Raw genomic sequence first — 19,380 nt, 5'->3', positions numbered from 1 at the left:
ACCTTTAAAAACAAAACAGGCGACTGAGACAGATCGGGCCTGATCAAATCCGGGTCGCGTATGCAAAAAGCAGTTTGAACACCCTGGCCCGCAGGCGCAGGGGAATTGGTTGCTCACATCGGATCGTTGCGACGCAGCAGTTCTTCCGGCAAGTGCTCGATGTATTCGTCTTCAGCCGGCGGCATCTGCAGGTGATAACCCTGTTTGTCGAGGTTCTCCAGAACCTTGTGGATGTCTTCCCGTGCCAGTGGACGCTCCGGGCTGAGCACCAGATCGAACGCGTGATGCGGCGTGCCAAAGGCAACCATCAGCTCAACCGGAACACGCTTGAGTACGTCGCTTTTGAGCACGTACAGGTACATTTCGTTTTTCTTGGTGCTGCGATAGATCGAACAAATACGCTTCAAGACTGTTCTCCGGTACCGGCCAGGTGGTCGAGCAGCGCCTGGCCCATCAGGTCGCGACGCCAGCCGCGCAACGACTCTGGCAATTGATAAGGCCCGTCGGGATAGCCGCTCTTGAGCAGTGCTTCGAGGGTTTTCTTGCGCAGCATCAGTTCTGGAGCCATGTCCAGTTGCTCGGCGTAGCGTTGGCCCAGCGCGCGAAGGCTTTTGAGCAGGGTCGCGGCGTCGATCGGCAAAGGCTCGGGCAATGCCTGGGGCCATTGCTCAGGCGGGACGCTGCCGGACCGTTTGATCAGGTCGAGCAAAAACTCGCCGTCCTGGCGTACGGTTTTCGGGTGCATGTCGTCGATCTTTGCCAGCGCACCGAGATTGTCCGGCTGAGTCTTGGCCAGCGGCCACAACGAGTGCTCACGCACGATACGGTTACGCGGCAGGTTACGGGCGCGGGCCTCGCGTTCACGCCACGCACAGAGCTCACGCAGCACAGCCAATTGAGCGCGGGACAGCTTCCAGGCCAGTTTGGCCTCGCGGTACACCTCGTAAGGGTCGACTTCACGGCGCAGGTTGGCGACCAGCTCGGCGCCATCGTCCAGCACCCAGGCGTACTTGTCGTCCGAAAGGCGCGGCCGCAGGATGTTGTAAACCTCAGCCAGATGCACCGCGTCTTCTGCGGCATAGCTGATCTGGGTTTCCGACAGTGGACGCTGCAGCCAGTCAGACCGGGTTTCGCCCTTGGGCAGGTCGATGTTCAACACCTCCTGCACCAGTCGCGAATAACCCATGGAGAAGCCCAGGTTCAGATAAGCCGCAGCCAGTTGGGTGTCAAACAATGGCGCTGGCAGGCTGCCCGTCAGGCGCAGCAGGACTTCGAGGTCCTCGCTGCACGCGTGGACCACTTTGATGACGTCCGGGTTTTCCAGCAACGCAGACAGGGGACGCCAATCATTGATGAGCAGCGGATCAATCAGCCAGGCGCACGAACCGTCACCAATCTGCAGCAGCGCAGCGATGGGATAAAAGGTGTCGACCCGCATGAATTCGGTGTCGAGGGCGACAAAAGGCAATGCCTGCCATTGAGCGCAATGTCGGGCGAGGCTGGCGTCGTCGCGAATCCAGTGAATATCGATGGCCACACGGCTCTCCCATGAAGAATGGCGCGCAGTATATATCGCCATGGAGGCTTACCGCGCATCTGTCCTACAAGTGTTGAACATCTTCATCTTGAGCTTTTGGCCAAAATCCGCACGAAACCGACCGGTGACCGGATTACTGATTGATCTTGCGCAGCACGTATACCCGCCACATGGCGTACCCGGGAAGAAAGTCGTAATGGCCGAGAATCGTGAAACCTGACGCCTCGAATTCTCCTTTGATCTCAGTCCTGCCGACGACGAACCGGCTGCGTCTCGCGGCTGGCAGTCCGCCACTATCGCGCTGGATCTGCATGCGCTTGCGACGCCACGACCTGATATTGCCATCGACCCACAACGCAACAATCACGGTGTCGCGGCTGACGCGGTGGAACTCACGCAAGACCTCCGAGCGTTCGTCGCTATCGGCAATATGGTGGAACAGCCGCATGCAGAAAATGCAGTCCACCGCGTTGTCGTTGAGGTCGATGGAAAACGCTGAGGTCTGAAATGTCTTGATGCGCTTTAGCACAGCCGTTGGGCAGTGATTCTCGGCCAGGGCCAGCTTGTCTGCGGATTGATCCCCGGCGAGGATTACGCGATTGGAGTGTTCGGCCAGCACCGACCAGAACTTTCCCGTACCGCTCGGCAGATCGAGGACCAGGCCCGGCTCCCCCGCGACCTTCAATGCATGGCGCGCCAGTTGCTCGTCACGCCACAGGCTGAATCGCCGGACGAACCCCGGTCGGGGTTTCTCGCCCACGTTATTCATTTGCCAGGACACTATTGCTGGCTAAGCCACGGCAGCCGGCAAACATATCCAGACTCGGGTTGTAGACCTTGGTATTAACCTCCAGCAAACCGAGCATGGAGTGAAACAGATTGTCCTGACTTAGCGGTGCATTACGCTCTTTTTGCAGGCAACCGGTGTCAACCGAAAAAGACGCTTTATAGGCATCGGAAAACCAGGCAAACATTGGAACATGCTTCTGCTGATCCGGCGCCAACATATAAGGTGTGCCATGCAGGAACAGATTGTATTCACCCAGCGACTCGCCATGGTCCGACAGATACAGCATCGCGGTATCGACCTTGGCCTGGTTACTGCGCAAGATATTGATAAGGCTCGACAGCACATGATCGGTATACAGCAAGGTATTGTCATAACCATTGACGATGCTTTCGCGAGTGCAATTGTTCAGCGCGTTACTTTCACACACAGGGGTAAACTTCTCGAACTCTTTGGGATAGCGTTTGAAGTATTCGGGACCATGACTGCCCATCTGGTGCAATACCAGAACGGTGTCTTTATCCAGGTTATCAATGAAGCTTTGTAGGCCCTGAAGTAGAATTTCGTCCCGACATTCGTTGCTGGCGCACAGCACCGGATCCTTGAGGTTACTGACATCCTGCAAGGTCACCCGATCACAGGTTCCCTTGCAACCGGACTGGTTGTCACGCCAGACCACATTCAGCCCCGCACGCTTGATGACGTCCAGCAGCCCCTCCTCGTTTTTCGCCTTGACCGCGCTGTAATCCTTGCGACCCATGTTGGAAAACATGCACGGGACGGAAACCGCAGTCTCGGTGCCGCAGGAGTGAACGTCGGTAAAAGCGATCAGGCCTTGTTCCTTGCTCAGGTTGGGCGTGGTATCACGGCCGTAGCCGAGGATGCCGAAGTTCTCGGCACGCGCGCTTTCACCCACCACCAACACAGTCAGTGATTTGCGTTTGCGCTCCGCCCACTGCGGCGCGAGCCTGGCATCTTCGCCAACGGCCAGGAACGGGCGCTGAGCCGAAACCGCCTGTTCTTTCAGATAGCCGAACGATGCGCCGATGTAATTGCTCGGCACGACCATCAAGCGCAGCTCATGGTGGTTACGAAACAATGACGACAATCCCTGATAGTTGGCCAGAGCGACACCGCCAATCACTACCACACACGCCACACTTACCAATATCTTGCTGATCAATTCCCGGTGCCAGCGGCGATAATTAACTGGGGTCTTGAGCAATAATAACGATGGCAGCAAACCCAGAAATACAATATAGAGGCCCAACTTTATAGATAACAGGCCTTGCGCTTCAGTCGCGTTGGTTTCTGCAAAATTACGAAACATCCCGGCGTCAATCATTACGCCGTACTCACTCATAAAGTAAGCAACGCCGGCACTGATAAAAAACAACAGGATCAGAACAGGCTTTAACGTTCGCTTAAACGCAAACAAGGTCAGAAAGATATTAAACACGCAAAAAATCATCACGCCGAACGCGGCGCGCATGGCAACCCCCTTCCAGTCGGAAGCGGTGATCGCGAACAAGTGTTTCCATAGCGTCACGTTGAACGCGAACAATAAAAAACTGCTGGCGAGCAGGGTTACAAGCTCGGGGCGCATGGCTTTAACTTTCAGCATGACAGTCTGCTTTTATGAGTTGAAATACGTCAGAGCGGCGCAAGTCAGGCAACTCCTCCGACGTAGCAAACTTTAGTCAGGCAGCCATCAATTTTTTGTGAAAAGGATGCGAACAAATAGTCTTGTTCAGCTTCTTTTCAGGTAGGAAAAATCCACTAGAACTCAAAACCTTAGCGCGGCAAGCCGGCTTAGAACGCGAGCTGTTGTTGATCCGCCATCTGGATCGCCACACGTTCCAGACGCAGGAGGAACTCCTTACGTGGCTTGCCGCCGCCATAACCGGTCAGCGAGCCATCGGCGCCGATCACTCGATGGCAAGGCAAGACGATAGACATGCGATTACTCCCGTTCGCTAACCCTACCGCGCGACTGGCGCTCGGCTTGCCCAATAGAATGGCGATCTGCCCATAGGTGCAGGTTGTGCCATACGGCACCTGGCGCAATGCACTCCAGACCTGATTCTGGAAAACACTGCCAGGCGTATGCAGCGCGACGTCGAAACGGGTCAAGGTGCCAGCGAAATAACGTGCCAGCTCGTCCTCGATCTGCTCCAGATGCGGGTTATTCCCTTGCGTTATCGCGTAGCCGAATCGAGCGCGCAGCTCTTCGAGTTCACGCATCAGGATCGGCCGATCAAGAAACTCAAGCATCACCAGACCACGTTGTTCCGCCATGGCAAGCATGGGCCCCAGCGGCGTGGACAGGCGCATGAAGTGCAACGGCTCGCGTGGCTTGGTCTGGGCGGAAGTCTTGCGGCCAGTGGCTGGCGCCGAACTGAAAAGCTCGCCGTCGTAGCGATTGTCGCCATCCAGCATGGCTTTGAGCTTATCGGCGTAGGACAACGGCGCAGGTTCGATGGATAGATTCATGGGCCGAGTTTATGCCGCTTGCCGGCGGCGCTCTAGTGCAGAATCGTCAGCCCGTTTCTGGCAGCACAAAAAAGGCCGCCGCAAGTTTCCTTGCGGCGGCCTCAGGTCCTGCGTCGAGCGTTAAACAGCGCTGCGACGATACGACCGATAGTTCGGCATCCAGAAGTTACGCTGAATAGCCTCGACCAACATCTCTTCAGTGGTCTCCAGCGCCACGCCATCGGCCTGGGCCTGCTTGGCAACCGCCAGGGCGATCTTGCGGCTGACTTCCTGAATCTCTTTCAGCGGCGGCAATACCGCATCGCCCTTGCCCGTGACCATCGGCGAGCATTCAGCCAGCGCGTTGGACGCAGCCATCAGCATCTTGTCGGTGATCCGCGTGGCTTTGCACGCAATCACACCAAGGCCGATACCAGGGAAGATGTAGGAGTTGTTGCATTGCGCGATATGGAACGTGCGATCGCCTACAGTCACCGGAGCAAACGGACTACCGGTTGCGACCAATGCATCGCCGTTGGTCCAGGTCAGGACTTCCTGCGGGGTCACTTCCACTTTCGAAGTCGGGTTGGACAGCGGCATGACCAAAGGCTTGGCGCAGTGTTTGTGCATTTCGCGAATGATTTGCTCGGTGAACAGGCCACGCTGGCCGGATACACCAATCAACACGGTCGGCTTGCCATTGCTGACCACATCCAGCAGTTCCGGATAGCCTTCGCTGCTTGACCAGCCAGCGATGTCGCCCGCTTTTTGGGCCAGGTTCTTCTGGAAGTCCAGCAGGTTATCCATGCTGTCGGTCAACAAGCCGAAACGGTCGACCATCATCACGCGTTTGCGTGCCTCGGCTTCGCTCAAGCCTTCAATCACCATCGCGGCAATGATGTGTTCGGCAATCCCGCAACCGGCAGAGCCCGCGCCGAGGAACACCACGCGTTGCTGGCCGAGGGTTTCATTCTTGGCCTTGCAGGCGGCGAGCAGCGTACCCACGGCAACCGATGCGGTGCCCTGGATATCGTCGTTGAAGCAGCACAGCTCGTCGCGGTACTTTTCCAGCAGCGGCATGGCGTTGGTCTGGGCGAAGTCTTCGAACTGCAGCAATACGTCCGGCCAGCGACGCTGAACAGCTTCGATGAACAGCGCGACGAAGTCTTCGTATTCCTTGCCCGTCACACGCTTGTGGCGCCAGCCCATGTACATCGGGTCGTCGAGCAGTTCCTGATTATTGGTGCCGACATCCAGCACGATAGGCAAGGTGTACGCCGGGCTGATCCCGCCGCATGCGGTGTACAGCGACAATTTACCGATTGGAATGCCCATGCCGCCGATGCCCTGGTCGCCCAGACCCAGAATGCGTTCGCTGTCGGTGACCACGATGATCTTGATGCGGTCTTTGGTGGCGCTGCGCAGGATGTCGTCGATACGGTCGCGTTCCGGGTAGGAAATGAACAGGCCCCGGTGCGTGCGGTAAATTTTCGAGAACTCCTGACACGCCTGGCCAACCGTCGGCGTGTAGATGATCGGCAGCATTTCATCCAGGTGCGAATCCAGCAGGCGGAAGAACAACGTCTCGTTGTTGTCCTGGATCGAACGCAGGTAGATGTGCTTGTCCAGGTCGCTCGCGCACTGGTTGTACTGGCTGAAGACCCGTGCGACTTGCTCTTCGATGGTCTCGACGTTCTGCGGCAGCAGCCCGATCAGATTGAACTCGACCCGCTCTTGCGGGGTAAAAGCACTGCCCTTGTTCAGCAGGGGCATTTCCAGCAGCGAAGGGCCAGCATAGGAAATATATAAAGGTCGCGAAGTCTTGGTCATTTTCAGTTATCGCCTTTTCTCGTCTACTCGTGTTCGGTTCGTACCGCCGTGGCTGGCCGCTGGAATCTCTTCAAGAGCGCATCAGGGCCAGCCACGAAAAATCGGGGCAGTGAAATCAAGGTGCATATCTTACTCGCGCCAAGTCGTGTTGCGACATTTCGCCGCTACTACATGGCTAAAGGATGGCAAAGAAATGCGAAGTATCTTCGCCGAGCAGCACACGACCGCCAGCCGCAGCCCTGAATTATTTTGCAAATACGCGAGATTGGCGAAGCCCGCCGTTTGAAGCTGGAATGATCAGGACCTTTCAGACCAGAAGACATTGTCGATTATGTATCCGAAGGAATACACTTCTCAGGCCCGATATTCACTCCTTGTCACGGCAGAGTTCAACTCATGGATGAGCAATCTGAAGGACCCTAAAGCAAAAGCGCGGATTGCGGCGCGACTGGTTGCTGCCGAAATGGGGAATTTCGGTGATACGCAGATGGTCGGTGATCGCGTCAATGAAATGAGGATCCATACCGGGCCAGGCTATCGAGTGTATTACTCGCGCCGGGACGCAACGGTTTATCTGCTGCTGTGCGGCGGGGACAAATCCTCGCAATGGCGCGACATAAAACATGCCAGACAGATTTTGAACACAATCGAGCGAGAGCTATAGCAATGAGCCAACTAACCCCATTCCAGGCGTCTACTTACCTAAGTGATGAAGAAACCATTCACGAGTTTCTGACTGCGGCACTTGAGGATGAAAACCCCGATGTATTCCTGCGGGCCTTGACCGAGGCGGCTAAAGCACATGGAATGAGCCGATTGGCGCGCGAAACCGGCCTGGGTCGGGAGAGCTTGTACAAAGCCCTGGCCCCAGGTGCCAAACCCCGCTATGACACAGTGTTAAAGGTGCTCAACGCGCTGGGAATCAAGTTGATCGCTCAACGGCCTTAGACGTCCCCGCACAACCACTATCACCGTGAGGTAGTACATGCTTGACCAAAAACGCTTTTCAGCTTTCCTGTTCGACATGGACGGCACCCTCCTCAACTCGATCATCGCAGCCGAGCGGGTCTGGACGATTTGGGCGCAGCGGCACGATCTGGACGTCGCAGCCTTCTTGCCGACCATTCATGGCGTGCGCAGCGTCGACACCATCCGCCGCCTGAACCTGCCGGGACTCGACCCGATCACTGAGGCTGAGGGCATATCCCAAGCCGAAATCGAGGACGTGGAAGGTGTCGTATCCGTTGCTGGCGCTGCCAGCTTCCTCGCTTCGCTGCCTGCGGAACGCTGGGCCATCGTCACCTCTGCTCCACGCGCCCTGGCCGAAGCACGCCTGAAAGCCGCAGGCCTGGAACTGCCCGTCAACCTGATCACTGCCGAAGACGTCAGCCAAGGCAAACCCGCGCCGGATTGCTTCCTCCTCGCCGCCAAACGGCTGGGCGTCGATATCAAGGATTGTCTGGTCTTCGAAGACGCGCCAGCCGGGATTGCTGCAGCAGAAGCGGCAGGCGCTAGTGTGGTAGTGATTACTGCGACGCACGAGCAGGCGATCACGACGGCACATGCGACGCTGGCGAATTATGAAGGGCTGAAGGCAGTGCTTAACGCGCAAGGTCTTGGATTGATACGAGACTGAAACGGGAAAGCTGCGGGGTTGTCGGGGGGTTAGTTAAGTAATTTGATGACCAGTGTGGTCACGGCGACCGTCGCAGCAATCATGCCGCTGGCGATTGCCACGGGATACCAGAATGTTTCGCGAGTCATCTTTCCGGCCTCGGCATAGAGCTTGCCTGACTCGGCGCTAAGCTTGCCAGCCTCGGCAACCAGCTTGCGGGTTTCGGCTGCCAGTTTGGTGATCTCGATTTGAATTTTTTCGAGCTCGGCGTTTGTCATCGTGATTTCCTGCCCTGGTTTCTTGAGCGGGCAGCTGCCATTCCGCCTGTGCCCTGAATGCGAGCCTGTTGCGCGGGCTCGAAGTCATTATCAGCCAATTCCATTTGGCGTCTGCGATAGATATTCACCTCGTGCGCTGTCAGGTGTCAATTAAGCTACCCCAAAGCCTCCTCGTCATGCACGGCGCAATTTGTCGCGTAAACGGCGGTTGTGACTGAACGATCATGATTCAACTGTCTTGGACAATCAGACAAACCGCTGCACACAAACTGTCTTCATTTGGATACACTACCCTTATATGTACACGATTCGGCAAACAAGCATTTTTGCTCAATGGCACGCGACATTGCGAGACATCCAGGCAAAAATCGCCATTGCACGCCGAATCGAACGCGCGTCTGCAGGCAATCTAGGCGATGTGAAGTCTGTAGGCGAAGGAGTATCCGAGATGCGGGTAGCTGTTGGCGCTGGCTACAGAATCTATTTCACCACAAGGAACAGGACTATTATCGTTCTGCTGGTCGGCGGCGATAAATCAACTCAGCCTGCTGACATCAAGCAGGCGAAAACAGTGGCTAAGGAGGTTTGATCATGACCACCACTCTGGTGCCGTTTGATATGACGGCAATCCTCGATAGCGACGAGGCAATCAACGAGTACCTTACCCAAGTCCTTGCTGACGGCGACACCGACGAACTGATCCGAGCTGTTGGGCATGTAGCCAAAGCCCGTGGAATGGCACAAATTGCCAAGGATTCGGGCCTGGGCCGAGCCAGCCTGTACAAGGCGCTGGCTCCGGGTGCGAAGCCACGATTTGACACCATAATCAAAGTAATGCGTGCGATGGGCATAGAGTTGCATGCCAGGACAACCAGTCATTTGTAACCGGAGCCCGGTTGCGAATACTGCAGGAAGGTTGAGAAGCCAATCACCATTCCCCAAATTTTTCCCAAATGCAAAAGCCCCAGAAGCATAACTTCTGGGGCTTTCATTTGTATGGCGGAGAGATAGGGATTTGAACCCTAGGTACTGTCGCCAGTACAACGGATTTCGAATCCGTCCCATTCGGCCACTCTGGCATCTCTCCAACGGCGCGCATCATAACAGCTCAAACGCAGAAGGCGAACCTTTTTGCTAATTTATTTTGTGCTATCAAGCGCTTGCACGTTTTTTCGGGTTAAAGCGGAACGCCCAGACGGTTGGCGACTTCTTCGTAGGCTTCGATAACGTCACCGAGGCCCTGGCGGAAGCGGTCCTTGTCCATCTTTTTGCGGGTTTCCTTGTCCCATAGGCGGCAGCCGTCAGGGCTGAATTCGTCGCCCAGGACGATTTCGCCGTGGAATACGCCGAATTCGAGCTTGAAGTCCACCAGCAGCAGGCCAGCGTCGTCGAACAGCTTGTTCAGAACTTCGTTGACCTTGAGCGACAGTTCTTTCATACGAACCAGTTGCTCGGCGGTGCCCCAGCCGAACGCCACGACGTGGGATTCGTTGATGAACGGGTCGCCCATGGCGTCGTTCTTCAGGAACAGTTCGAAGGTGTACGGATTGAGCTTGGTGCCCTCTTCGATACCCAGGCGTTTGACCAGGCTGCCAGCGGCGTAGTTACGCACGACGCATTCGACCGGGATCATGTCGAGTTTCTTGACCAGGCATTCATTGTCGCCCAGCAGCTTGTCGAACTGGGTCGGAACGCCCGCTTCTTCGAGCTTCTGCATGATGAAGGCGTTGAACTTGTTGTTCACCATGCCTTTGCGGTCCAGCTGTTCGATGCGCTTGCCGTCGAACGCCGAAGTGTCGTTGCGAAACAGCAGGATCAAGCGGTCAGCGTCGTCGGTGGTGTACACCGATTTGGCTTTGCCGCGGTAGAGTTCTTCACGTTTTTCCATGATGGGCTCCGCTTGCTAAGTAGTTGGGCTAGGCGATATGTCGCCAGTCGAGCCCTGAATCTTGATCGGCCAATTGTAGCCAGTCCGGATCGCACCCGAGGGTGTCGACGAAACATTGCCGGGCCAGATGCGGCAGATTGTTCTTGCTGCTCAGATGGGCCAGGACCAGATGCTGCAGGTCTTGCCATCCCAGTTCATTCACCAGGTTTGCGGCCTGATGGTTGTTCAAATGTCCTTCGTCGCCACCGACCCGCTGCTTCAGGAAGTACGGATAGTGACCACGGGCAAGCATGTCCCGGCAGTGGTTGGCCTCGATCATCAACGCGTCCAGGCCCTGGTAGCTTTGCAGCACTGACGGACAGTACGAGCCAAGATCGGTCAGCAAGCCGAATCGACGCTGGCCGTCATTGAAGACGAACTGCGTCGGTTCCAGCGCATCGTGGGCCACGGACACCACATCGATGTTCAAGCTCCCCAACTGCAAAGCCTGACCACCCACGAGGAACCCGGCAGCCTCGATCGGTTTGCGCATCCCGCGCGACGTGCCACTGCTCAGGTAGACCGGCAGATTGTAGCGCCGAGACAGCAAACCCACGCCATGCACATGATCGGCATGTTCGTGGGTTACCAGAATCGCGCTCAACTGATGGGCACTGATCCCGAGTCGAGCCAGGCGCCGCTCGGTTTCTCGCAATGAGAAACCGCAATCGACCAGCACATACGTGTCATTGCTTGCGACCAGCGTGCCGTTCCCTCGGCTGCCGCTGCCTAATACTGCGAAACGCACTTAACCCAGGTTGTCTTGAATGACACCCAGTACACGACGGGCAATGTCTGCCGGCGCGACGGTGTTGATGTTCTTCTCGACGGTTACCTGCACGCTGTCGCCCACCTTGCTCAGGCGAACCTGATAGCGCTCGGCGCGGGCATCGATCTCTTCCTTGCTTTCCTTGCTACCGAAAAGACGACCGAAGAAGCCGGGCTCGTTTTCAGGTGTCTTGGCTTTCTCGGCAAGGTTGATGTAGTAAAGGCCCAGGCTGCGGTTGATGTCTTCAACGCGCCACTCACCCTGATTCAATGCACGACCCACGCTGGACCACGCGCGATCCAGATCCGAACCTACGTTCAGAACCGGGTTGCCGCTGCCGTCTTCGGTCAGTGCTACTCGGCTTGGGGTGTCGTAGTCGCGTGCTGCGACCAGCGATACCGAACCGCCTTGTTCTGCGCTACGGCTCAGCGTGGCCAGCATGTCGTCGGTCAGCGCCGAATCGAGGCCCAGATTGGTGGTGCGCGTCGGGAAATCGACTTCGGCGGTGCTGCCAGCTGGACGCTGGATGCTCACGACGTAGATTTCACTGGTGTTGCGCTGTACGCCCGGTTCGATACGAACCCGCACGCGGGTTTCTGCATCAGCAGCAGTGCCGGTGGCGCTCAGACGCTTGGCGACGGACGCGGAAAGCTCGTCCAGACGCTGCCAGGTGGTGCTGAATTCGCCGGTCTGCGGACGGTCTTCAGCAATACGGAAGCCGTTATCTTCGAAATACTGATGCGCCACTGGCCAGACTTCGGCGGGCGCACGCTGGGCAAGCACCCAGCGAGCATCGCCGCTTTTTTGCAGGCTGAAGTCGCTGGCATCGGCAGTTACGGACAGCGGCTGCGGACGAGGAACCACGAATTCGCCGCCTTTCTGCGCGTCATCAGTGACGTTGCGCGGAATCGGCAGCAGCGGGTCCAGACGTTTGGTTTCCGAAACGCCGGCAGGCAGCTGCATCGGTGCTGTCTGGGTCGCTTCCAGGTAATCACTGCCGCGATCGCGGAAGTAACCATCTTCACCCCATAGCCAACCGCAGCCACTGGTACTGGAGATAATCAAGGCTAGTGCGGAAAGTCCGGCCAATCGCTTCATTGCGTAGTGCTTCCTCATTAAACCAGGACGCCGGACTGGCGCAGGGCCTGACGCAGCGGTTCGTGACAGGCTTGGCTGAGCCAGGTGAGCGGCAGACGGATACCGTCCGGCATCAAACCCATTTCATGCAAGGCCCATTTCACGGGGATAGGATTGGATTCGATAAACAGGGTCTTGTTGAGCGGCATGAGTTTTTCATGAATCGCACGAGCCGTAACTGCATCGCCACGCATCGCTGCGGCACACAGATCGCTCATGGCCCGTGGCGCCACGTTGGCCGTCACGGAAATATTGCCCTTGCCGCCCAGCAGCATCAGTTCGACGGCAGTCGCGTCATCGCCGGAATACACCAGGAAGTCGCTGCTCACGCCAGCCAGGATGTCCTTGGCGCGCTGCAGGTCGCCCGTGGCTTCCTTGATGGCGATGATGTTCGGCACGGTGGACAGACGAATGACCGTCTCGGCCAGCATGTCGCAAGCCGTTCGGCCAGGCACGTTGTACAGGATCTGCGGAATATCGACGGCTTCGGCGATAGTCCGGAAATGCTGGTACAGGCCTTCCTGAGTCGGCTTGTTGTAGTAAGGAGTCACCAGAAGGCAGGCGTCTGCGCCGGCGTTCTTGGCATTGGTCGTCAGTTCGATCGCTTCGCGCGTCGAATTGGCGCCAGTGCCAGCGATGACAGGAATACGCCCTGCAACCTGGGCAACCACGCGACGGATCACCTCGATGTGTTCATTCACATCGAGCGTGGCCGATTCACCTGTGGTGCCAACGGCAACAATGGCGTTGGTGCCCTCTTGCAGGTGGAAGTCCACCAGTTTGCTCAGGCTGTCCCAGTCCAGACGTCCCTGTGCATCCATGGGTGTGACCAGTGCCACCATACTGCCCGCAATCATGCAACCGCTCCTGCCGGAAAAAGAGAGCGGTAATGGTACTGGCGCTATCAGCCTTGCACAAGCGAAGTACCGTACTGTGAGCATTCCCCTGAGCGATGGTTTTCGCTACCCTTCGTTCTTTGATCGGTACTGGTCACCTGCTTGCCTCGCTCTTTTGATCGATTTAATCGTCAGAACCCCTGCTCCAGCGCTGTTGCGGCCTGCTACGTCTTCATTATGCAGACGCACCCCGTCGGGGTTATGGTTGATGTCCGGCGCTGTCGATCAATGAAAGGGTCCAGCAAGCCAAAATGTACCGACCGCTCATCGTCTAGGAATGCTGCATGTCGTCCACCCCCACAGTTCGCGAACAATTCCTTGTCATCAGTGCCCTTGGCGCAAACCCCATGGAGCTGACCAACGTTCTGTGCCGCGCCAGTCATGAAAACCGTTGCTCGGTGGTCAGCTCACGCCTGACCCGGCACGGTGAATACAGTGCGCTGGTGCTGCAGATTTCCGGTAGCTGGGACGCCTTGGCTCGTATGGAGACCGGCCTGCCCGGCCTGTCGAAGAAGCACGCCTTCACGACCAGCGTCGTGCGCAGCGCCACCCTCGAAAGTCGTCCTGAGGCGCTGCCTTACGTGGCTTACGTCAGTTCTGCGTATCGCCCGGACATCATCAATGAGCTGTGCCAGTTTTTCATGGACCACAACGTCGAGCTGGAAAACCTGATCTGCGACACCTACCTGGCGCCGCAAACTGGCGGCACCATGCTCAATGCGACGTTTACCGTGACCCTGCCCGCCGGCATTCAGATCAGCTGGCTGCGCGATCAATTCCTTGATTTCGCCGATGCGTTGAACCTCGATGCGCTGATCGAACCGTGGCGCCCACAAGCCCCAATGTAAGGAAGTTTCATGGCCGTAGCAGTAGATCAACCCGTCGCCGACTTTCAGGCCCAGGCCACCAGCGGGCAAGCGGTCAGCTTGTCCGCGCTCAAGGGCCAGCAGGTCGTTGTTTATTTCTACCCCAAGGACAACACGCCGGGTTGCACCACCGAAGGCCAGGACTTCCGTGATCATGTCGCGCCCTTCGAGGCGGCCAATACGGTCATCTTCGGCGTCTCCCGCGACAGCCTGAAGACTCACGAGAACTTCAAGGCCAAGCAATCGTTCCCGTTCGAACTGATTTCGGACAAGGATGAAGCCCTTTGCCAGCTGTTCGACGTGATCAAGCTGAAGAAGCTGTACGGCAAGGAATACCTTGGCGTCGATCGCAGCACTTTTCTCATCGACAAGGATGGCCTGCTGCGTCACGAATGGCGCGGCGTGAAGGTGCCCGGCCATGTGGCGGCGGTGCTTGAGAAGGCGCAGGCGCTGAATAACGCCTGATGATCGATACGTCTCGCTGCGCGCCTGCAACAGGCCCGCAGCGATTGTTGCGTCTGGCTACAGCAAGGGCGCCACAGTGGGCTCATTGCGCGGCCAGGCGTCGAGCACGGCCTTGAACAGGGTGGCGAGCGGAATCGCGAAGAACACGCCCCAGAAGCCCAGCAGCCCGCCAAACAGCAGCACGGCACAGATGATCGCCACCGGATGCAGATTGACCGCCTCCGAAAACAGCAGCGGCACCAGGACATTGCCGTCCAGCGCCTGAATCACGCCGTAGACTGCCATCAGATAGATGAACTGGTCGCTCCAGCCCCACTGGAACAAGGCGATCAACGCCACTGGCACGGTAACCACCACCGCGCCGATGTACGGCACCACCACCGAAACACCCACCAGCATCGCCAGCAAGGCTGCGTAATTGAGCCCCAGCGCCACGAACGCGATGTAGGTCACCCCGCCGCAGACGAAGATCTCGATGACCTTGCCGCGAATGTAATTAGCAATCTGCCGGTTCATTTCCTCGGCGACCCGGGTGATCAGCGCGCGCTCGCGAGGCAGATAGCCACGCGCCCAGCGGCCGATGACTTCCCGGTCCTTGAGGAAAAAGAACACCAGGATCGGCACCAACACCAGATAAATCATGATATTGACCAGCAAGGGCAGGCTCGACAGCGAGAACGTCAGCGCCCACTGACCAAACTTGCCGATTTCGCCCCGTGCAGCCTCGATGGCGCGCAGTACTTGTTCATCCGAGACCAGATGCGGATAGCGCTCAGGCAACAACAGGAGCAACGACTGCCATTTGGCGAGCATGCCCGGCAACTCGTTGAACAACGTGATCAGCTGATGCCAGAGCAACGGCACCAACACCAGCAGAAACACCAGCAGCGCGCCCATGAACAAGGTAAACACCAGCGCCACCGCGCCGCCCTCGGGCACGCGCAGCCGCTCCAGCAGATTCACCAGGCCTTGCATCAGAAAAGCCAGCACCAACCCGGCCAGCACCGGAGCCAACATGCCGCCCAGCGTCAGAACGATCGTGAATGCCAGAAACAGCAATACTGCGAGCACCACCGCCTCTTCATCAGAGAAGTAGCGTTGCACCCAGTCGCGAAGCACCTTGAACATCAAAAATCCTTTTGGGAAATGGAAAGCCGCCGCCACTAAGCCTTGCGCAGCCAATACTGATAAACGCCGTCTTCGGCTTCTTCATGCACCAGCGTATGCCCCGCCAGTTTGGCGAAGGTACGGAAGTCACGTTGGGAACCGGCATCGGTGGCAATCACCTTAAGCACTGCGCCACTGGTCAGGCGGTTGAGTTCAAGCTTGGCCTTGAGCAGCGGCAACGGGCAGTTGAGCCCGGTTGCATCGACTTGGGCGTCACACGTTTGCGGGCGCGTTACAGCGTCAGACATCGTTTCTCTCCAGGCAGGCACATCAAAATGCAAAGCAGCGATAAAAATCAGGTCGGACATTTCAGGCAGGACACAAAGAATACCGCACTCTGGTCAGCAAGCCATTGAGCCAGCTACAGTACGGGGTCTTCAACTCAGAGCTCCATGGATGAATTTTCTGCGACCCACCCTGCTGACGCTGGCCTGCCTGCTCGCTGTACCGAGCCATGCCGACGACCTGCCCTCTCTGGGCGACGCCAGTTCTTCCATCGTTTCTCCGGAACAGGAGCACCAACTCGGGCGCGCCTGGCTTGGCCTGTTGCGCAGCCAAGTAGCACAGCTGTCGGACCCGCAACTCAAGGACTTCGTCGAGACGTCGGTCTATAATCTGGCCGAAACCAGCCAGGTTCAGGATCGACGCCTTGAGTTCATCCTGATCAATAGCCCGGAACTCAACGCCTTCGCCGCTCCAGGCGGGATCGTCGGCGTCAACGGCGGGCTGTTCCTCAATGCCCAGACCGAAGGCGAATATGCCTCGGTGCTCGCCCACGAACTGGCTCACTTGTCGCAACGCCACTTCGCGCGCGGCGTCGAAGCCCAGCAACGCATGCAGGTGCCAGTAATGGCCGCCATGCTCGCCGGTATCGTCATGGCTGCCGCTGGTGCTGGCGACGCGGGCATTGCCGCCATCGCCGGCTCCCAGGCCGCCGCCATTCAAGAGCAGCGGCGCTTTTCCCGCCAGAACGAGCAGGAAGCTGACCGCATCGGCATCCTCAACCTGGAAAAAGCCGGCTACGACCCGCGCAACATGCCGACCATGTTCGAGCGGCTGGCGCGTCAGTATCGCTTCGACGCCAAGCCGCCGGAATTCCTCCTGACTCACCCGGTTACCGAATCTCGCATCGCCGACACCCGCAACCGCGCCGAGCAATCAAAACCGGGCGGCAAGGAAGACAGCCTGCGTTATCAGCTGATGCGTGCACGGGTTGCGCTCATGTATGAAGAAACGCCGGGCATCGCTGCAAAACGCTTCCGCGCCCAGCTCACTGAAAACCCGAAATCCGATCCTGCCCGTTACGGGTTGGCGCTGGCACAAATCAAGGCCGGACAGCTCAACGAAGCTCGCGAAAGCCTCAAGCCGCTGCTCGACAAGGCGCCGAACGACATCACTTACAACCTCACGCAGATCGACCTGGACATCACCAACAATCGCTTGCCAGATGCGCAACAACGGGTTGACCGGATGCTGAATATGTTTCCAGACAACTATCCGCTGAATCAGGTGCGAGTCGACGTTTTGCTGAAGCAGAATCGCAATGCCGAAGCCGAGAAATCCCTCAACGGCTTGCTGAAAAACCGTCCTGACGATCCGGACATCTGGTATCTGGTCGCCGAAACCCGCGGCCTGAACGGCAATACCGTCGGCTTGCACCAGGCTCGCGCCGAATACTTCGCACTGGTGGGTGATTTCCGACAGGCGATCCAGCAACTGGACTTCGCCAAGCGCCGCTCCAACAACAATTTCCAACTGGCTTCACGTATCGATGCCCGGCAGAAAGAGCTGCTGGATCAGGAGCGGATGGTCAAGGACTTGATGAATTAAGGTCGGTCCAACAGGACTTATTTTCCGCAGGACTATCAAGCATTCCCCGCCAGTTTCATCCGTGCGGCGCGGGTGAAATCCAGCATGCGCTGCAACGGGCGTACCGCATTTGGGATCACCGCCGGGTCGACGAATATTTCGTTAGTGCCTTCACGCAGGCACTGCAGCGTGCGCTCCAGGGTATTCATCGCCATCCACGGGCAATGCGCGCAACTGCGGCAGGCCGCGCCGTTGCCGGCGGTGGGGGCTTCGATGAAGATCTTGTCCGGGCATAGCTGCTGCATCTTGTAGAAGATGCCGCGATCAGTCGCAACGATAAACATCTTGTTCGGCAGCGTCTGTGCGGCGGCAATCAACTGACTGGTGGAGCCCACGGCGTCTGCCAGATCGATGACCGATTCCGGCGACTCGGGGTGCACCAGAATCGCAGCATCCGGATACAGCGCCTTCATGTCTTCCAGTTGCTTGGATTTGAATTCTTCGTGGACGATGCACGCGCCATCCCACAACAGCATGTCGGCGCCAGTCTCGCGCTGGATGTAACGACCCAGGTGTTTGTCCGGCGCCCAGAGGATCTTCTCGCCGTTGTCCATCAGGCTTTCGACGATTTCCAGCGCGCAACTGGAGGTCACGACCCAGTCTGCCCGGGCTTTGACCGCAGCCGAGGTATTGGCATAAACCACCACCGTGCGCTCGGGATGCTGATCGCAAAAGGCAGAAAATTCGTCCACAGGGCAACCCAGATCCAGTGAGCAAGTGGCCTCAAGGGTCGGCATCAATACGCGCTTTTCAGGATTCAATATCTTCGCGGTTTCGCCCATGAAACGGACCCCGGCAACCAGCACGGTTTTCGCCGAATGGTTATTGCTGAAACGGGCCATTTCCAGAGAGTCGGACACGCAGCCACCCGTTTCCTCGGCCAAGGCCTGGATAACCGGATCGCAATAATAGTGAGCTACCAGCACGGCGTCCTGCGCCTTGAGTTCGGCAGCAATCGCAGCGCGGTAATGGGCCTGTTCGTCGAGGCTCAGCTCTTTAGGCTGCTTGGCATCGAGATGGGCCTGGACCAGAAGGCGTTCGGAAATCTGCGTCATGTTCGCGGGACCTGAAGGCGCTCTATAGCGCGAAAGGCAAGTTTACACCCGAAAGGCAGACACAAAAAAAGCCGGAATTCCTCGTTTCTCACGGGCCTTCCAGCTTTTATAAGTATGTCGACCTTGGGTCGTAGGGTTCGGTTTTGATCTGGACGGGGGCAAACCGGTCGATCAAGCCGCTGAAGGCGGAGCGGATTCTAGCCAGCCCACTATGGATTTACCAATGATTTGCGCGGCATTGACCACCGTCATTAGCGGCATTACGCCACTTATTCGCCCGATCAAGCGGCAGACTCGCGCACTGATATTGTTTCGATGCTACGACATTGACGCTGCGATCCGATATCATGCCGCCCCAACAAACCGTGCTCGCGACAAATCAGCGAATTATGCCCCAGCGTCGTTTCGGCACCATGGGGCACAACGTCGCAGCGCGAGCGCTTGCCGGAACAGACGAGCAAGGGTTTGCAGATGGGCCGGATAGCTCCGGGCTCGTCGGCCAATGAGTTACCAAAAGCAGTGTCGCCCCAAGTAGCTGAAGCCAATGACTAATAAAAAGTCAGCACAGGCGGGACATAAAAGTGAGGCTAAGCTTTATTAAGCCTTGTGTGCCCATCACCTTCCGAAACTGGTGACGGGAATCTTCCGGCTTACCGTGAGCCGCAAGAACCCTGATCAGCAAGGCAGGCGCATGGCGTCCTACCATATGG

21 protein-coding genes, 1 tRNA gene and 1 pseudogene are annotated in these 19,380 nt (G+C 57.5%); 8 read left to right on the top strand and 15 right to left on the bottom strand.

The window, feature by feature from the left end; all coding sequences use genetic code 11:
- Nucleotides 1–113 precede the first annotated feature (113 nt).
- From AFK24_RS20090 to AFK24_RS20065, 6 genes and pseudogenes are all read right to left on the bottom strand, one after another.
- A complete protein-coding gene (locus AFK24_RS20090; RefSeq protein ID WP_065834880.1) occupies nucleotides 114–407 on the bottom strand; it encodes a YcgL domain-containing protein in 294 nt (97 codons plus the stop codon).
- Nucleotides 404–1,537: a ribonuclease D gene (rnd, locus tag AFK24_RS20085; protein WP_065834879.1), complete on the bottom strand. Its 1,134-nt coding sequence runs from the start codon at nucleotides 1,535–1,537 to the stop codon at nucleotides 404–406. Before rnd ends, AFK24_RS20090 begins: the two co-directional genes overlap by 4 nt.
- A 133-nt stretch (nucleotides 1,538–1,670) precedes the next feature.
- Nucleotides 1,671–2,306, bottom strand: coding sequence for a class I SAM-dependent methyltransferase (locus AFK24_RS20080; protein WP_065834878.1), 636 nt, complete (start codon nucleotides 2,304–2,306; stop codon nucleotides 1,671–1,673).
- Nucleotides 2,299–3,948, bottom strand: coding sequence for a phosphoethanolamine transferase (locus AFK24_RS20075; protein ID WP_065834877.1), 1,650 nt, complete (start codon nucleotides 3,946–3,948; stop codon nucleotides 2,299–2,301). Before AFK24_RS20075 ends, AFK24_RS20080 begins: the two co-directional genes overlap by 8 nt.
- 188 nt (nucleotides 3,949–4,136) lie before the next feature.
- Nucleotides 4,137–4,697 (bottom strand): annotated as a pseudogene (locus AFK24_RS20070) (methylated-DNA--[protein]-cysteine S-methyltransferase); the annotation flags it as partial.
- A gap of 240 nt (nucleotides 4,698–4,937) precedes the next feature.
- Complete coding sequence (locus tag AFK24_RS20065) at nucleotides 4,938–6,626, bottom strand: NAD-dependent malic enzyme (RefSeq protein WP_065834876.1); 1,689 nt, start codon at nucleotides 6,624–6,626, stop codon at nucleotides 4,938–4,940.
- A 331-nt stretch (nucleotides 6,627–6,957) separates the two neighbouring features.
- On the opposite strand from AFK24_RS20065, the gene AFK24_RS20060 reads away from it, so the two are divergent.
- The 3 genes from AFK24_RS20060 to AFK24_RS20050 are packed head-to-tail and all read left to right on the top strand — an operon-like array spanning nucleotide 6,958 to nucleotide 8,262.
- Nucleotides 6,958–7,290 carry a type II toxin-antitoxin system RelE/ParE family toxin gene (locus tag AFK24_RS20060; RefSeq protein WP_065834875.1) on the top strand — a complete coding sequence of 111 codons (333 nt, stop codon included), beginning with the start codon at nucleotides 6,958–6,960 and terminating at the stop codon, nucleotides 7,288–7,290.
- A gap of 2 nt (nucleotides 7,291–7,292) precedes the next feature.
- A complete protein-coding gene (locus AFK24_RS20055; protein ID WP_065834874.1) occupies nucleotides 7,293–7,574 on the top strand; it encodes an addiction module antidote protein in 282 nt (93 codons plus the stop codon).
- Between the two features lie 37 nt (nucleotides 7,575–7,611).
- Nucleotides 7,612–8,262: an HAD-IA family hydrolase gene (locus AFK24_RS20050; RefSeq protein WP_065834873.1), complete on the top strand. Its 651-nt coding sequence runs from the start codon at nucleotides 7,612–7,614 to the stop codon at nucleotides 8,260–8,262.
- A gap of 29 nt (nucleotides 8,263–8,291) precedes the next feature.
- On the opposite strand, the gene AFK24_RS20045 is transcribed toward AFK24_RS20050, so the two are convergent.
- Entirely contained in the window at nucleotides 8,292–8,519 is a 228-nt protein-coding gene (locus AFK24_RS20045; RefSeq protein ID WP_065834872.1) for a hypothetical protein, read from the bottom strand.
- A 298-nt stretch (nucleotides 8,520–8,817) separates the two neighbouring features.
- On the opposite strand from AFK24_RS20045, the gene AFK24_RS20040 reads away from it, so the two are divergent.
- Together AFK24_RS20040 and AFK24_RS20035 are read left to right on the top strand one after the other, a co-directional pair.
- Nucleotides 8,818–9,108: a type II toxin-antitoxin system RelE/ParE family toxin gene (locus tag AFK24_RS20040; RefSeq protein WP_065834871.1), complete on the top strand. Its 291-nt coding sequence runs from the start codon at nucleotides 8,818–8,820 to the stop codon at nucleotides 9,106–9,108.
- Nucleotides 9,109–9,110: 2 nt separating this feature from the next.
- A complete protein-coding gene (locus AFK24_RS20035) occupies nucleotides 9,111–9,404 on the top strand; it encodes an addiction module antidote protein (protein WP_065834870.1) in 294 nt (97 codons plus the stop codon).
- Nucleotides 9,405–9,516: 112 nt separating this feature from the next.
- Here the strand turns inward: AFK24_RS20035 and AFK24_RS20030 are convergent.
- The 5 genes from AFK24_RS20030 to dapA all read right to left on the bottom strand — a co-directional run bounded on the left by AFK24_RS20030 (nucleotide 9,517) and on the right by dapA (nucleotide 13,209).
- A tRNA-Ser gene (locus tag AFK24_RS20030) sits at nucleotides 9,517–9,606 on the bottom strand.
- A gap of 90 nt (nucleotides 9,607–9,696) precedes the next feature.
- Nucleotides 9,697–10,407 (bottom strand): phosphoribosylaminoimidazolesuccinocarboxamide synthase, encoded by a 711-nt coding sequence (gene purC / locus AFK24_RS20025; protein WP_020289398.1) that lies wholly within the window; start codon nucleotides 10,405–10,407, stop codon nucleotides 9,697–9,699.
- 28 nt (nucleotides 10,408–10,435) lie between these two features.
- Nucleotides 10,436–11,194 carry an MBL fold metallo-hydrolase gene (locus AFK24_RS20020; RefSeq protein ID WP_065834869.1) on the bottom strand — a complete coding sequence of 253 codons (759 nt, stop codon included), beginning with the start codon at nucleotides 11,192–11,194 and terminating at the stop codon, nucleotides 10,436–10,438.
- Complete coding sequence (bamC, locus tag AFK24_RS20015) at nucleotides 11,195–12,313, bottom strand: outer membrane protein assembly factor BamC (protein WP_065834868.1); 1,119 nt, start codon at nucleotides 12,311–12,313, stop codon at nucleotides 11,195–11,197. It lies immediately after the preceding gene.
- A 17-nt stretch (nucleotides 12,314–12,330) separates the two neighbouring features.
- Nucleotides 12,331–13,209, bottom strand: coding sequence for a 4-hydroxy-tetrahydrodipicolinate synthase (dapA, locus tag AFK24_RS20010; protein ID WP_020289401.1), 879 nt, complete (start codon nucleotides 13,207–13,209; stop codon nucleotides 12,331–12,333).
- 323 nt (nucleotides 13,210–13,532) lie between these two features.
- Here dapA and AFK24_RS20005 point away from each other — a divergent pair, with 323 nt between their 5' ends.
- Together AFK24_RS20005 and AFK24_RS20000 are read left to right on the top strand one after the other, a co-directional pair.
- The gene (locus tag AFK24_RS20005; protein WP_020289402.1) at nucleotides 13,533–14,096 is read left to right on the top strand and encodes a glycine cleavage system protein R; all 564 of its coding nucleotides are present in this window, start codon (nucleotides 13,533–13,535) and stop codon (nucleotides 14,094–14,096) included.
- A 9-nt stretch (nucleotides 14,097–14,105) separates the two neighbouring features.
- The gene (locus AFK24_RS20000) at nucleotides 14,106–14,579 is read left to right on the top strand and encodes a peroxiredoxin (RefSeq protein ID WP_065834867.1); all 474 of its coding nucleotides are present in this window, start codon (nucleotides 14,106–14,108) and stop codon (nucleotides 14,577–14,579) included.
- 57 nt (nucleotides 14,580–14,636) lie between these two features.
- On the opposite strand, the gene AFK24_RS19995 is transcribed toward AFK24_RS20000, so the two are convergent.
- On the bottom strand, nucleotides 14,637–15,707 hold the full coding sequence (locus tag AFK24_RS19995) for an AI-2E family transporter (RefSeq protein WP_065834866.1): 1,071 nt from the start codon (nucleotides 15,705–15,707) through the stop codon (nucleotides 14,637–14,639).
- Nucleotides 15,708–15,742: 35 nt separating this feature from the next.
- Nucleotides 15,743–15,994: a sulfurtransferase TusA family protein gene (locus AFK24_RS19990; protein WP_020289405.1), complete on the bottom strand. Its 252-nt coding sequence runs from the start codon at nucleotides 15,992–15,994 to the stop codon at nucleotides 15,743–15,745.
- Between the two features lie 148 nt (nucleotides 15,995–16,142).
- Here AFK24_RS19990 and AFK24_RS19985 point away from each other — a divergent pair, with 148 nt between their 5' ends.
- Nucleotides 16,143–17,576 carry a M48 family metalloprotease gene (locus tag AFK24_RS19985; protein WP_065834865.1) on the top strand — a complete coding sequence of 478 codons (1,434 nt, stop codon included), beginning with the start codon at nucleotides 16,143–16,145 and terminating at the stop codon, nucleotides 17,574–17,576.
- Nucleotides 17,577–17,611: 35 nt separating this feature from the next.
- On the opposite strand, the gene nadA is transcribed toward AFK24_RS19985, so the two are convergent.
- Complete coding sequence (gene nadA, locus AFK24_RS19980; RefSeq protein ID WP_065834864.1) at nucleotides 17,612–18,670, bottom strand: quinolinate synthase NadA; 1,059 nt, start codon at nucleotides 18,668–18,670, stop codon at nucleotides 17,612–17,614.
- Between the last annotated feature and the right edge of the window lie 710 nt (nucleotides 18,671–19,380).

The organism is Pseudomonas syringae (assembly GCF_001698815.1).
GTDB classification, from domain to species: Bacteria; Pseudomonadota; Gammaproteobacteria; order Pseudomonadales; family Pseudomonadaceae; genus Aquipseudomonas; species Aquipseudomonas syringae_A.
The sequence above is the reverse complement of the archived record's forward strand: the minus strand, read 5'-3'. Positions and strand labels throughout refer to the sequence as shown.